The organism is Candidatus Thiodiazotropha sp. AKAK2 (assembly GCF_058244685.1).
Genome location: NZ_JBSYOP010000022.1, coordinates 267,343 through 280,183, shown reverse-complemented (window position 1 = coordinate 280,183; position 12,841 = coordinate 267,343). Strand labels below are relative to the sequence as shown.

The 12,841-nt window shown below is 52.5% G+C and carries 12 protein-coding genes; 6 read left to right on the top strand and 6 right to left on the bottom strand.

Going from position 1 to position 12,841, the window contains the following annotated elements; translation table 11 throughout:
• Positions 1-132 precede the first annotated feature (132 nt).
• From AC4IE8_RS10100 to AC4IE8_RS10080, 5 genes are all read right to left on the bottom strand, one after another.
• Positions 133-636 (bottom strand): DUF4124 domain-containing protein, encoded by a 504-nt coding sequence (locus AC4IE8_RS10100; RefSeq protein ID WP_490790933.1) that lies wholly within the window; start codon positions 634-636, stop codon positions 133-135.
• A 125-nt stretch (positions 637-761) separates the two neighbouring features.
• Positions 762-2,168 carry a glutamate--ammonia ligase gene (glnA, locus tag AC4IE8_RS10095; protein ID WP_490790932.1) on the bottom strand — a complete coding sequence of 469 codons (1,407 nt, stop codon included), beginning with the start codon at positions 2,166-2,168 and terminating at the stop codon, positions 762-764.
• Positions 2,169-2,395: 227 nt separating this feature from the next.
• Positions 2,396-3,532, bottom strand: coding sequence for a cation diffusion facilitator family transporter (locus AC4IE8_RS10090; protein WP_490790931.1), 1,137 nt, complete (start codon positions 3,530-3,532; stop codon positions 2,396-2,398).
• Between the two features lie 3 nt (positions 3,533-3,535).
• Positions 3,536-3,766 carry a sulfurtransferase TusA family protein gene (locus tag AC4IE8_RS10085; RefSeq protein WP_068994740.1) on the bottom strand — a complete coding sequence of 77 codons (231 nt, stop codon included), beginning with the start codon at positions 3,764-3,766 and terminating at the stop codon, positions 3,536-3,538.
• Complete coding sequence (locus AC4IE8_RS10080; RefSeq protein WP_490790930.1) at positions 3,763-4,806, bottom strand: tRNA (5-methylaminomethyl-2-thiouridylate)-methyltransferase; 1,044 nt, start codon at positions 4,804-4,806, stop codon at positions 3,763-3,765. Before AC4IE8_RS10080 ends, AC4IE8_RS10085 begins: the two co-directional genes overlap by 4 nt.
• Before the next feature lie 206 nt (positions 4,807-5,012).
• Between AC4IE8_RS10080 and AC4IE8_RS10075 the strand changes: the two genes are divergently transcribed.
• The 6 genes from AC4IE8_RS10075 (at position 5,013) to AC4IE8_RS10050 (ending at position 10,314) form a co-directional block, all read left to right on the top strand.
• Positions 5,013-5,462 (top strand): DUF2780 domain-containing protein, encoded by a 450-nt coding sequence (locus AC4IE8_RS10075; RefSeq protein WP_490790929.1) that lies wholly within the window; start codon positions 5,013-5,015, stop codon positions 5,460-5,462.
• 210 nt (positions 5,463-5,672) lie between these two features.
• Positions 5,673-6,611: a glycine--tRNA ligase subunit alpha gene (glyQ, locus tag AC4IE8_RS10070; protein ID WP_068994738.1), complete on the top strand. Its 939-nt coding sequence runs from the start codon at positions 5,673-5,675 to the stop codon at positions 6,609-6,611.
• Positions 6,604-8,694 (top strand): glycine--tRNA ligase subunit beta, encoded by a 2,091-nt coding sequence (gene glyS, locus AC4IE8_RS10065; protein ID WP_490790928.1) that lies wholly within the window; start codon positions 6,604-6,606, stop codon positions 8,692-8,694. The genes glyQ and glyS overlap by 8 nt, the downstream gene beginning before the upstream one ends.
• Positions 8,691-9,026: a MazG nucleotide pyrophosphohydrolase domain-containing protein gene (locus tag AC4IE8_RS10060; protein WP_068994736.1), complete on the top strand. Its 336-nt coding sequence runs from the start codon at positions 8,691-8,693 to the stop codon at positions 9,024-9,026. Before glyS ends, AC4IE8_RS10060 begins: the two co-directional genes overlap by 4 nt.
• Positions 9,027-9,043: 17 nt before the next feature.
• Entirely contained in the window at positions 9,044-9,595 is a 552-nt protein-coding gene (gene gmhB / locus AC4IE8_RS10055) for a D-glycero-beta-D-manno-heptose 1,7-bisphosphate 7-phosphatase (RefSeq protein WP_490790927.1), read from the top strand.
• The gene (locus tag AC4IE8_RS10050; protein ID WP_490790926.1) at positions 9,592-10,314 is read left to right on the top strand and encodes a lysophospholipid acyltransferase family protein; all 723 of its coding nucleotides are present in this window, start codon (positions 9,592-9,594) and stop codon (positions 10,312-10,314) included. Before gmhB ends, AC4IE8_RS10050 begins: the two co-directional genes overlap by 4 nt.
• Before the next feature lie 62 nt (positions 10,315-10,376).
• On the opposite strand, the gene gyrB is transcribed toward AC4IE8_RS10050, so the two are convergent.
• Positions 10,377-12,782, bottom strand: a complete 2,406-nt coding sequence (gene gyrB / locus AC4IE8_RS10045) for a DNA topoisomerase (ATP-hydrolyzing) subunit B (RefSeq protein ID WP_068994733.1) — start codon at positions 12,780-12,782, stop codon at positions 10,377-10,379.
• Between the last annotated feature and the right edge of the window lie 59 nt (positions 12,783-12,841).

The window sequence follows — 12,841 nt, the reverse complement described above, 5'->3', positions numbered from 1 at the left end:
GAAAAAAGCAAACCAATATGCACCATTATAGTGCATGGATCATTTCGGATAGAGCGCTTACGGGCAGTAAACCGGCTGTTTTTTAGCTTGCCGGGGGAAATCAAGGGATTCAGAGGGTATCGGAAGCGGCTATCAATTGACGGCGTCTTGGCGCAGATGGAAGGTGGTTGAACCACTCTGTTTTACCATCTCGCCCTCAGCATCGACGATCTCGGCCTTGATGGTATGGGTACCGCGACTGAGTTGCTGCAGAACCAATTGGGTGGTTTTGATCTCCGAGTCGAGCTTTTTACCATCCACATAGAGATGGATGGCATGGCCGTCATAAAGTCGTGGAGAGATGGAGAGACCGACAGAGACGGAATTCTCATTGCTGCGAATCGTCTCATCGTTGGATGGCTGCACGATATCGAACTGCAGATAGTCACCTGTGGCAGCGGCATCCGCTTGCTTGTCGAGTTCATCGACTTTCAAGGATGTCTTTCTCTTCGCATCCTGTACGCGGATTGTATCCGCGCCCGGCTGATAGTTTTCGGAGTAGACAACCTCACCTTCCGGGGTAATCCATTTATAGACGTCCCTGGCGTGCAGTGGCAAAACAACGAATAGCAGAAGAAGCAGGATCAGAATACGCATGTGCCAAGCATAGTCACTCCACAGATAACTAACAAGCGACGGAGTTCGCAAATAAAAAAACACCTTCCAGCTATTTGGAAGGTGTTTCTAATCCGCTGACTGAAGAGTTCAGTCAGATGGCTTGATCAGAGGCTGTAGTAAAGATCGAACTCAACCGGATGGGTGGTCATCCGCATGGTGGTGACATCTTGCATCTTCAGCTCGATATAACCATCGATCAGATCGTCTGTGAAAACACCACCGGCTGTCAGAAAGTCCCGATCCGCATCCAGTGCTTCCAGCGCCATATCCAGACTGTGACATACGGTCGGGATACTGGCCGCCTCTTCAGCCGGCAGATCATAAAGATCCTTGTCCATGGCATCGCCCGGGTGGATTTTGTTCTGAATTCCGTCAAGTCCGGCCATCATCATGGCAGAGAAGGCCAGATAGGGGTTGGCGGTGGGATCAGGGAAACGAACTTCGACACGACGCCCCTTTGGACTGGAGACCCATGGAATACGGATCGAAGCGGAACGGTTACGCGCGGAGTAGGCGAGCATAACCGGAGCTTCAAAGCCCGGTACCAGACGCTTGTAGGAGTTGGTGGAAGCGTTGGTGAAGGCGTTCAGTGCACGGGCATGTTTGATGATGCCGCCAATATAATAGAGTGCGGTTTCAGACAGACCGCCATACTGATCACCGGCGAAAACGTTCTCTCCACCCTTGGCCAGGGACTGATGCACGTGCATACCGGAACCGTTGTCGCCAACGATCGGCTTGGGCATGAAAGTGGCGGTTTTGCCATAGGCATGGGCAACATTCCAGGTGCAGTATTTCTGGATCTGAACCCAGTCTGCACGCTCGACCAGAGTACTGAAACGGGTGCCGATTTCACATTGACCGGCAGTCGCGACCTCGTGATGGTGAACCTCGACCGGTACACCCATCTCCTCCATGGCCAGACACATGGCGCCGCGCAGATCGTGCAGAGAATCCACCGGAGGAACCGGAAAGTAACCGCCTTTCACCCCGGGGCGGTGGCCGATGTTGCCATCTTCATAGACCCGCTCCGAGTTCCACTCCGCCTCTTCAGAATCGATTTTCACCATGGAACCGCTCATATCGACGCGCCAGCGAACATCGTCGAGGACGAAAAACTCAGGCTCAGGTCCGAAGTAAGCGGTATCGGCAATACCGGTCGATGCAAGATAGGCTTCAGCCCGCTTGGCCACGGACCGGGGATCACGCTCATAACCCTGCATGGTAGATGGCTCAAGGATATCGCAGCGCACATTCATGGTGTTTTCGTCGGCGAACGGATCCATCACAGAAGTGGCATCTTCCGGCATCAGAATCATGTCTGACTCATTGATACCTTTCCAGCCGGCGATGGAAGAACCATCGAACATCTTGCCATCAGTGAAAAACTCTTCATTTATCTCACTAATGGGCAAGGTGACGTGCTGCTCCTTACCGTGGGTATCGGTAAACCGCAGATCAACAAATTTCACATCATTGTCTTTGATCATCTTAAAGGCTTTAGAGGCCATCTTATTCTCCAGGGTCTTGGGTTTATGCAATGCCGATCTGTGTCAGCAAATCTTTATTTTCGCGGCCTGGCAACTATACCAGAAGCTCGGCGATACGCATCATGCCGTGAGTTTCAAGCGCCTATAACAGAGCGAATTTCCATGAACAGTCTTGCTTTGGGTCCTTGTACACGCTGCATTGTGCACAAAAATGGTGCGCAAACGTGCCGGTTCGCCCCAATTTAGTGCTAACCAAACCAGACCTGCACAGTTCTAAACACTTCTGAACCGGATAGTGCCTGCTGATAGCGCTGGGTCAGCTGATCGGCTTTATCACTCGACTCGAAACAGTGGGGTGGCAGATAGAGGTCGATATCGATCCGGCCCGACAGATAATGCAGCACCACACGCTTGCGCTGATCGAAGCAATCCATACCCGACCAGTGATCCTGCAGCAGTTTTTCCGCCTCTTCCCGCAGTGGCAGGTTGGCGCAGGATGGCCCAGCCTCATCATCTTCAGGATCGATGTGCACCGTGACATCCTCCAACAGATCGACCCGATCGATCAGACCAAACTGAACCACCTCGGCAATTCTGTGGCCCTCGGATACACTCAACCAGGGGTCGACCTGCACATGAACATCGGCCAAGGCATGACCTGCCAGTTTTCGGGTTCTCAGCATATGCACGTTGTTGACCCCGGAAACACTGGCAATCACCTCACGGATCTCAGCCAGAGACTCCTGTTCAAGCCCCGCATCCGCCAATTCGTGGATCGCCTGCCAACCCAGTTCCCATCCGATCTTCACCACCATCAGGCCGACCAGAACCGCGGCGATGGCATCCAGGTAGGGAAGCCCGAGAATGGTGCCGCCAATACCGACCAGCACCACGATCGATGAGACGGAGTCACTGCGATGGTGCCAGGCATTGGCCTTCAACAGATCGGAGTTGATCAGGTTGGCCAGATGGCGGGTATAGAAAAACAGCGCCTCATTGGCGAGGATGGAGAAGGCCGCCACAAAGAGGGTCAACATCTCCGGCTGCAACAGATCTTCCGGCGAGAAGAGCCGTTCAACCGCATCCCAGATGATGCCGGCACCAACCGTGATTAGAAACCCCCCAAGCACCAGTGTGCCAACGGTTTCGAATCGCCCGTGTCCGTAGGGATGCTCCTCATCCGGCGCCTCATTGGCGTGACGGGCAGCAAAAATCACCAGTGCGTCGGTGAGCAGATCCGAGAGGGAGTGGATGCCATCAGCGATCAGCGACTGGGAGTGTCCCAACCAGCCGAATACGATCTTCAATACCGCCAGCACACTGTTGGTGATCGCACCTACGATTGCCGCTTTTCGGCTGACTTCATAGCGATGATCCCGATTCATGCTCTACTCGCTCACGACTTCCACAACCACGATATACTCCCCGTCATCGGTTCTGGTTTCCACCAGTCGATGGCCATTAATTCTGCTCCAGGCAGGAATATCATTCAACGCTCCCGGATCGGTGCAGATCGCTTCCACCAGGGTACCCGCCGGCAGATCCTCAATGGCATTCTGCACTTTGATCACCGGCATTGGACAGAGCAGCCGGCGACAGTCGATCCGGTGTCGCTTCATATCAGCCAATCTTTCGGGATCTCATGGGGCTTCATGGGATCGACCCGTAACTCACGGGTCTCCCCGGCGAGGTCGGTATAGGCCAGCACCACCTCATCCGCATTACGGCCCTGGCTGTAACGGGCCACCAGTCTGCCGATCAGTTGCACATCCTGATCGGTCACTTCGCCATCGATCAACGCCAGCGGTCCTCCATGACTGACCGTCTTGATATGCGGAAAGCCCTTTCGATACCCCTGCAGAAAATTCGACTCACCCTCTTCACGGGCAATGATCACCTTATAGGCCTTACTGGGTCTCAGGTGGCGACCCACCTTGAGCAGCATGATATCGTCCATCTCATAATCACGGCTGCCCCGGGCCTGCCACAGATCCTTCAACTTCACCGCATACTGCTCATCGGTCAGAAAGCAGCAACCACCGGCCGGTTGGGCATAATCCTCGAGGCCCAGACTGGCCGCCAGAGCCATTTGCGGCTTACGACTGCGGCCGGAGAAATCGAACAGCTGTTGCCGATCCACCCAGCCCTCTCTCTCCGGCAGCGTCTCCGGCAGATTCTTCGCACACAGTGGTCGCAGCAGCAGATCACTGGCACCCGATTCATCGGCAACGATCGGCATCGTCTCCTTGCGTTGAGACATCGGGCGCTGACCGATCACCTCACCGGTAATGATGAAGTCGAAGCCTTTCCGCTCGATCCATTCGTGTGCCTTGCGCACCATGAAAACTTTGCAATCGAGACAGGGATTCAGATTCGCACCATAGCCATGCTTCGGGTTTGTCAGGACCTGCTTGTACTCATCGACGATATCCTCGATGTGCAGCTTCATGCCGAGTTGTTCCGCCACCCAGAGGGCATTGTTTCGTTTCTCTTTTTTCTGGTCCCGTTTGCGAATGGCATGGGTATGCCCTTCAACACAGAAACCGGTGAAGAAGTTGATGCCTTCCACATGAATGCCCTGGTCCTGGATCACCCGGGCCGCCAGCAGCGAGTCGAGACCACCGGAGATCAGTGCAACTGCCTTTCTTTGTCCGCTCATGAGAACTTGTCGATTCTAAAAAGGGTGAATTATACCCGAAACCTGGTTGTTTAGGCTTGATGAACAAGCGTTGGTAGTCAATTCATTGATTGTAATTGCTAGATCTTAAGAAGTTTGCAACATCCTTTTACAAAACATGGGATCTATACCCAGTAGGATGGGAATATAATGGTCCGACCAAATCGATACCTAATAAGGATGGATCTATGAAGACTCTTACCCACACGCTATTAGCCCTCACTCTGCTGTTTTCCACCGCTTCGGTTTTTGCCAATGGATTGCTCGATGCACTGACCAGTCAGCTTGGTGTCAGCAGTGAGCAGGCATCAGGCGGCGCTGGATCGCTGTTTCAGATGGCGCAAAACAACCTCTCCGCAGAGGATTTTTCACAGATCGCCTCCGTGGTGCCCGGCATCGACAAGATGATGGCCAGCGCTCAAACCTCAAGTAAGGAATCCGGCGCCGTGACTGCCGTCGCCTCGATGCTGGGCGGTGACAGCTCGGCCGGCAACCTGGCCAGCCTGGCCTCCACTTTCGGAAACCTGGGCATGGATTCGAACATGGTTGGTCAATTTGTGCCGATCGTTCTCCAATACCTTCAATCCGCGGGAGGTGAAAACATCATGTCAATGATGAAAGGGGCGCTCTCCCTGTAGGCGTAATCGCATCAAAAATCCCGATTCCGCCGGTTTTCCCGGCGGAATCCGGGTAAATTTCGAACCCTCGAACCGCGCCATTCGACGACTGATCCAATCAATTTTCCCCAAATCTCCATTCTGACGCATGCGGACTGCTGCCAAGTTAGCCATCGGCAGGCGGCATCGTTATACTTACGCGGTTTTCATCCACATCAACGGGGCCTCGTTGTGAATCAAGCGGCAGAACCGAAACAGCGAAACATCCAGACTTTTCAGGATCTGATTTTCGCACTACAAGACTATTGGGCAGACCAGGGATGCATCGTGCTTCAACCCTATGATATGGAGATGGGTGCCGGTACCTTCCATACCGCAACCTTTCTCCGTTCCATCGGACCGGAACCCTGGAATGCGGCCTATGTTCAGCCTTCCCGCAGACCCACAGATGGACGTTACGGAGACAATCCCAACCGGTTACAGCACTACTACCAGTACCAGGTGGTGATGAAACCTTCTCCCAAGAATATTCAGGAGCTCTATCTGGGTTCACTGCAGATGCTCGGTCTGGATCTGAGTCTTCATGACATACGTTTTGTCGAGGACAATTGGGAATCCCCCACATTGGGTGCCTGGGGACTGGGCTGGGAGGTATGGCTCAATGGTATGGAAGTAACCCAGTTTACCTACTTCCAACAGGTGGGCGGCCTCGACTGCCGCCCGGTGACCGGTGAGATTACCTATGGCCTGGAACGGATCGCCATGTATCTGCAGGGTGTGGAGAGCATCTATGACCTGGTCTGGACAGAGGGACCTCAAGGTATCGTGACCTATGGCGATGTGTTCCACCAGAATGAGGTTGAGCAGTCCGCCTACAATTTTGAACATGCGGATGTGGATTACCTATTCGGCCAGTTCGATCAGTGCGAAAAAGAGTCGCGCAAACTGATAGAACTGGGTCTGCCCCTACCAGCCTATGAACAGGTACTTCAGGCATCACACACATTTAACCTGCTCGATGCCCGCCATGCCATATCAGTCACAGAAAGACAGCGCTACATCCTTCGAGTAAGAGGCCTGGCGCGCGATGTGGCACAAGCCTACTACGACGCCAGAGAGCGTCTCGGATTTCCCATGCTCGAGTCATCAAAGGAGGCTGCCAATGGCTGATCAAGCAGACCTGTTATTTGAACTGGGTACCGAGGAGCTACCACCCAAGGCCCTTAATCGACTCAGTCAATCTTTAACCGAATCGTTCGTTGCCGGACTCAAACAGGCCAATCTGAACCACGGTGAGGTTGAACCGTTCGCCACACCCCGTCGTCTGGCACTGCTGGTCAGGGATTGCGATGTTCGACAACCCGACAGTGAGATGGAACGTCGCGGACCCGCTGTTCAGGCTGCATTTGACGATTCGGGCAATCCCACCAAAGCCGCCGAGGGTTTCGCCCGCTCCTGTCAGACCACCGTCGATCAGTTGCAACGACAAAAGACCGACAAAGGGGAGTGGCTGAGCTACCGTGTGCATTCAAAAGGCAAACCTGCAGAAGAACTGCTTCCGGAGATCGCAAGCCAGGCACTCAACAAACTGCCTATCCCTAAGCGCATGCGCTGGGGTGATTCAGATGCCCAGTTTGTACGTCCGGTTCATTGGCTGCTGTTTCTACTCGGCGATCAGGTGGTACCCTGTACGCTGCTCGATGCGGACGCTGACCGTTTGACCTATGGTCATCGCTTTCATCATCCCAATGCGATCACCATCTACAACCCTCAGGACTACGCCTCAGTTCTGGAAGACCTGGGCTATGTGATCGCGGATTTCGAAAAACGTAAACAAAAAATCTCGGAATCCGTTCAACAGAGCGCCTCCGAGCTTGGTGGTGTGGCCGATCTGGATTCCGGTCTTCTTGATGAGGTCACGGCACTCAATGAGTGGCCACTGCCGATTACCGCCAGCTTCGAAGAGCGGTTTCTAGCGGTGCCTCAGGAAGCCCTGGTCGCCACCATGAAAGGCAACCAGAAATACTTTCCACTGTTTACCACTGATGGCCAGCTGATGAACCATTTCATCACCATCGCCAATATCGACAGCCCACAACCGGAACTGATCCGAGAGGGTAACGAAAGGGTAATCAGACCGCGCCTGGCGGATGCCATGTTTTTCTGGGAGCAGGATGGTAAAAAACCGCTTGCAGAACATCAGGAATCTCTCAAACATGTGGTCTTTCAGAATCAGCTGGGCAGCATGTACGATAAATCCCAGCGGGTTGCCGAACTGGCACAACGTATTGCTGAGGAAAGTGGTGGAGACAGCGAGCTGGCCTATCGTGCCGGACTGCTGAGCCGCTGCGATCTGATGACCAACATGGTCTACGAATTCCCCGAGATGCAGGGCATCATGGGTCGATATCAGGCTCAGCGTGATGGGGAACCGGATGAGCTGGCTCAGGCGCTGGACGAGTTCTACATGCCGAGATTTTCCGGTGATCAACTGCCGCAGACAGCAACCGGCATTGCCGTCTCATTAGCCGAAAAACTGGATACCCTGGTGGGTATCTTTGGCATCGGCCAGAAGCCTACCGGTGACAAGGATCCATTTGCCCTGCGACGTGCCGCACTCGGCGCATTGCGTATCATACGTGAGCACTCACTTACCTTGGACCTTCCAGCGTTACTCGAGTCAATCGTAGATTCATTAGGCAACAAACTAACCGAGGAGAAGGTAGCCGCGTCCGTTTATCAGTTTATGCTGGAGCGTCTCAAGGGCATCTACAGTGAGCTGGGTATCAGCGTGGATCTGTTTCAATCCGTTGCCGATGTGGCGCCCAAGACCCTGGCCGATTTCGATCAACGGGTGTGGGCCATCGAGGCATTCAGCAAATTGCCGGAGGCGGAAAGTCTGTCAGCGGCAAACAAGCGGATTCGCAACATTCTGAAAAAGAGCAGCGACCCACTGGCGGAAAAAGCGGATCCGGCCCTCTATGAGGATCAGGCCGAGCATCAACTCGCTCAAAAGATGGACGAGCTGGCACCCTTGGCCCAACCGCTTTTCGATAAAGGTGAGTATGCCAAAGGTCTGCAGATTCTGGCGGGGTTGAGAGAACCGGTGGACAGCTTCTTCGATCAGGTGATGGTCATGACCGATGACCAGAAGATCCGAACCAACCGATTGTCGCTACTCTCCCAACTGGAAAGACTGTTTCTCTCTGTGGCAGACATCACCCGTCTGCAGGTACAGGAAAACCAGTCATGAATGAGGACTCCTACCAGCAGATGTTGGCAGCGGTACAGGCATTTCACGACAAACATCGATTTCGTGAAACCGGTGGTGAAGAGATGAACTACCGGGTAGCGCTGATGGCTGAAGAGCTGGGGGAGATCTCCGCCTGTGTCACCAAGGGGAAAGCGAAAAGCGACCTGGCAGAAGAGGTAGCCGATCTGTTGATCTTGGTGATGGGAACTGCCATTGCCCAGAATTTTGACCTCAACAAGGCATTCTGGGAGAAGATGGCGAAGCTCGACAAAAGGAATTCACGAATGATCAATGGACGAGTACGTGTCTCGGAATTTAAAGATGTAGACTGATAGTAAGCACTTACTACATGAAACTAATAATTCTCGACAGGGATGGGGTGATCAATCACGATTCCGACGCTTACATCAAACATCCGGACGAATGGCAGCCGATCGACGGCAGCCTCGATGCCATCGCCAGACTGAGCCGCGCCGGATACCGGGTGTTTGTCGCAACCAATCAGTCAGGTCTGGCTCGAGGTCTGTTCGATATAGAGACATTGAATCGGATTCACGAGAAAATGGTCGATGCGGTGCAACAGGTTGGTGGACATATCGAGGCTATCGTTTTCTGCCCCCACGGACCGGATGAGGGGTGTAACTGCCGCAAACCAGGCACCGGCCTCTATGAGACGATCGCGAAGCGCAGCCAAACCACTTTGAATGATGTACCGATCGTCGGTGATTCTCTGAGGGATCTGCAGGCCGCAGCCAAAATCGGTGCCCAACCCATTCTGGTACGCAGTGGCAATGGCGAGAAAACCATCAAACAACTTTCAGGTAAGCTGGCACAAACACCAATCTACGAAAACCTAAACAGCTACGCCCAACAACTCATCAATGAGATGGACCCCCAATGATCCTGCTTAGATCGATTCTCTATTTCACATTTCTGGTGATGACCACCATCGTCATTGCCACCGTTGGCAGTCTGGTCGCCTGGGCGCTACCACGAAAATATGTTCATTTTTTCGATACCAGTTGGAGCCGTCTCAATCTCTGGGCTCTGAAATTCTTTTGTGGCCTGACCTATCGGGTCACAGGTATGGAGCATCTGCCGGAAAACAACTGCATCATCTTCGCCAAGCATCAATCGGCCTGGGAGACCATTGCCCTGATCAGTGTCATACCCGGCGCCAAATCCTGGGTTTTGAAGCGGGAGTTACTGTTCGTACCATTCTTTGGCTGGATCATGATCTACTTCCGCCCCATCGCCATCGACCGCAAGTCCGGTCGCAAAGCCGTGGAACAGATTATTGAACAGGGTATTGAACGACTCAAATCAGGCAACCACGTATTCGTCTTTCCTGAGGGCACCCGGGTTGCTCCAGGCAGCCGTAAACGCTACGGAATCGGCGGTGCAATTCTGGCTGAGAAATCAGGTTATCCGGTTCTTCCGGTAGCACACAATGCCGGGGTTTTCTGGCGCCGACGGGATCTGCGCAAATACCCAGGGGTGATCGATGTCGTGATCGGTCCGCTCATTGAGACCGCGGGTAAGTCATCCTCCGAAATCAATAAGGAGGCTGAAGAGTGGATCGAATCCACTGTCGACGGTTTACCTAATGAAAGAAGTTAACCTTCTTTAAAACCTATCGTTACAGCGTAAGTGAATACTCACTTACGCTGCTAATATTAGGACTACACATCAAGGTTTTCAACGGTCAGTGCATGGGTCTCGATGAAGTCACGACGGGGTTCGACCTGATCACCCATGAGGGTTGCAAAGATCTGATCTGCAGCCACCGCATCCTCAATACTGACCTGTAGCAGACGCCGGCTGTCTGCATTCATGGTGGTCTCCCACAGCTGTTCCGGATTCATTTCACCCAGACCTTTGTAGCGCTGTACATGCTGTCCGCGCTTGGCGTCATCCATCAACCAATCCAGAGCCTGTTTGAAGCTGCTGACCGGTTGCTCCTTTTCACCTCTTTTGATCACAGCATCGTCACTCAACAGACCGCTGAGCTGACTGCCCAACTCAATGATCTTTCTATATTCAACGCTGTTAAAAAAGTCGAAGGGAATCACTTTTTCAGTACCGATACCATGCACTTTTCTGGTTAACAACAGTCCGGCATCCTCACCATTGTTCTCATCCAGCAGCTCCAATAAGCAGGACTCAGAAATACCCAGATCCGTATTCAATCTCGATTCAAGCTCATTAATCCAGGCCTCGATCCCACTTTTGTTCTCGATCATCTGCTCATCCAGCTTCGGCATATAGATCAGCTTTTCCAACAGATCTCCATCGTAACGAAGCGAAAGGCGACCGATACTGGCCATCACCGCAAGGAATGATCTGGCCATGGTCTCAAGACTTTCACCGGCGAGCGGTGGTGCCCCTGATGTGACAATCAGCGCTGCATTATCCAGGGCGGTTTGCAGGAAGTAGTTATTCAGATCCTGGTCATCCTTCAGATACTGCTCCTGTTTACCCTTCTTCACTTTATAGAGTGGCGGTTGGGCAATATAGACATGACCCCGGTCGATCAACTCCGGCATCTGGCGGTAGAAGAAAGTCAGCAGTAGGGTTCTGATGTGTGCACCATCCACATCGGCATCGGTCATGATGATAATGCGGTGGTATCTCAATTTGTCCGGATTGAACTCCTCCCGACCGATACCACAGCCCAATGCAGTAATCAGAGTTCCGACTTCCGCAGAGGATAGCATCTTGTCGAAGCGTGCCTTCTCAACATTGAGAATCTTACCCTTCAGCGGCAATATCGCCTGAAACTTTCGATCCCTACCCTGCTTGGCAGAGCCCCCGGCTGAGTCACCCTCCACCAGGTAGAGTTCGGAGAGTGCAGGATCTTTCTCCTGACAGTCGGCCAGTTTCCCGGGTAGGCCGGCGATATCCAGCGCACCTTTACGACGGGTCATCTCCCTCGCCTTGCGTGCCGCTTCCCTGGCTCTTGCCGCCTCAATCATTTTACCCGCAATATTCTTGGCATCCCCAGGATTCTCAAGCAGGAAAGAGTTCAAGTTTTCGGTCAAGAGATTCTCGACAATCCCTTTCACCTCAGAAGAGACCAGTTTGTCTTTAGTCTGAGAGGAGAACTTGGGATCCGGAACCTTGACGGACAATACAGCGGTAAGACCCTCCCGGGCATCATCCCCGGATGTATTAACCTTCTGCTTTTTTGATAAGCCTGATTGGTCGATATATTGATTCAGAGTGCGGGTCAGTCCAGCACGAAAACCAGCAAGGTGGGTACCCCCATCCCGTTGAGGGATGTTGTTGGTATAGCAGAAAATACTCTCCTGATAGGACTCATTCCACTGCATGGCAATCTCCACTGCAATGTCATTGCGCTCATCAGTAAAGCTAAACACTCTCTCATGCAGTGGTGATTTGTTGCGATTCAGGTGCTCGACGAAGGCAAGTATTCCGCCAACATACTCAAAGATATCCTCTCTCCCTGTAGACTCTTCCTTCAAGACAATCTTGATTCCAGAGTTCAGAAATGAGAGCTCTCTTAATCTTTTTGCCAAAATATCGTAATGAAATTCGATATTACTGAAAGTTTCGCTGCTCGGCATGAACGTTACGCTGGTACCACTCTTTTGAGTATCACCAACTGAGGCAAGATCTGAGACAGGTACACCATGTTTATAAGTCTGCTCCCAAACCTTCCCCTGCCTTCTGATTTTGAGTTTGAGCTCTTCAGATAGGGCATTGACCACAGAAACACCGACACCGTGCAAACCACCTGAGACTTTGTAGGAGTTGTCATCGAATTTACCACCTGCATGAAGCACAGTCATGATCACTTCTGCAGCGGATCTTTTCTCCTCCGGATGCTCATCAACCGGAATGCCTCGACCGTTATCACTCACCGTAATACTCTGATCAGAGTGTATGGTCACTTTGATCTCATTACAGTAACCTGCGAGTGCCTCGTCAATGGAGTTATCCACCACCTCGAAAACCATATGATGAAGCCCTGTACCATCATCCGTATCACCGATGTACATACCCGGACGCTTTCTGACAGCATCAAGACCCTTCAATACTTTGATATTCGAGGAATCGTAACTCATTAATTTTTCCGTGGAGAAAACCTATATTGGTTAAAAGGGCCTATTATACCTACACTTTC

Coding starts and splice junctions, on each gene's coding strand:
- AC4IE8_RS10100 (WP_490790933.1), bottom strand. CDS start 636: ATGCGTATTCTGATCCTGCTTCTTCTGCTATTCGTTGTTTTGCCACTG.
- glnA (WP_490790932.1), bottom strand. CDS start 2,168: ATGGCCTCTAAAGCCTTTAAGATGATCAAAGACAATGATGTGAAATTT.
- AC4IE8_RS10090 (WP_490790931.1), bottom strand. CDS start 3,532: ATGAATCGGGATCATCGCTATGAAGTCAGCCGAAAAGCGGCAATCGTA.
- AC4IE8_RS10085 (WP_068994740.1), bottom strand. CDS start 3,766: ATGAAGCGACACCGGATCGACTGTCGCCGGCTGCTCTGTCCAATGCCG.
- AC4IE8_RS10080 (WP_490790930.1), bottom strand. CDS start 4,806: ATGAGCGGACAAAGAAAGGCAGTTGCACTGATCTCCGGTGGTCTCGAC.
- AC4IE8_RS10075 (WP_490790929.1), top strand. CDS start 5,013: ATGAAGACTCTTACCCACACGCTATTAGCCCTCACTCTGCTGTTTTCC.
- glyS (WP_490790928.1), top strand. CDS start 6,604: ATGGCTGATCAAGCAGACCTGTTATTTGAACTGGGTACCGAGGAGCTA.
- AC4IE8_RS10060 (WP_068994736.1), top strand. CDS start 8,691: ATGAATGAGGACTCCTACCAGCAGATGTTGGCAGCGGTACAGGCATTT.
- gmhB (WP_490790927.1), top strand. CDS start 9,044: ATGAAACTAATAATTCTCGACAGGGATGGGGTGATCAATCACGATTCC.
- AC4IE8_RS10050 (WP_490790926.1), top strand. CDS start 9,592: ATGATCCTGCTTAGATCGATTCTCTATTTCACATTTCTGGTGATGACC.
- gyrB (WP_068994733.1), bottom strand. CDS start 12,782: ATGAGTTACGATTCCTCGAATATCAAAGTATTGAAGGGTCTTGATGCT.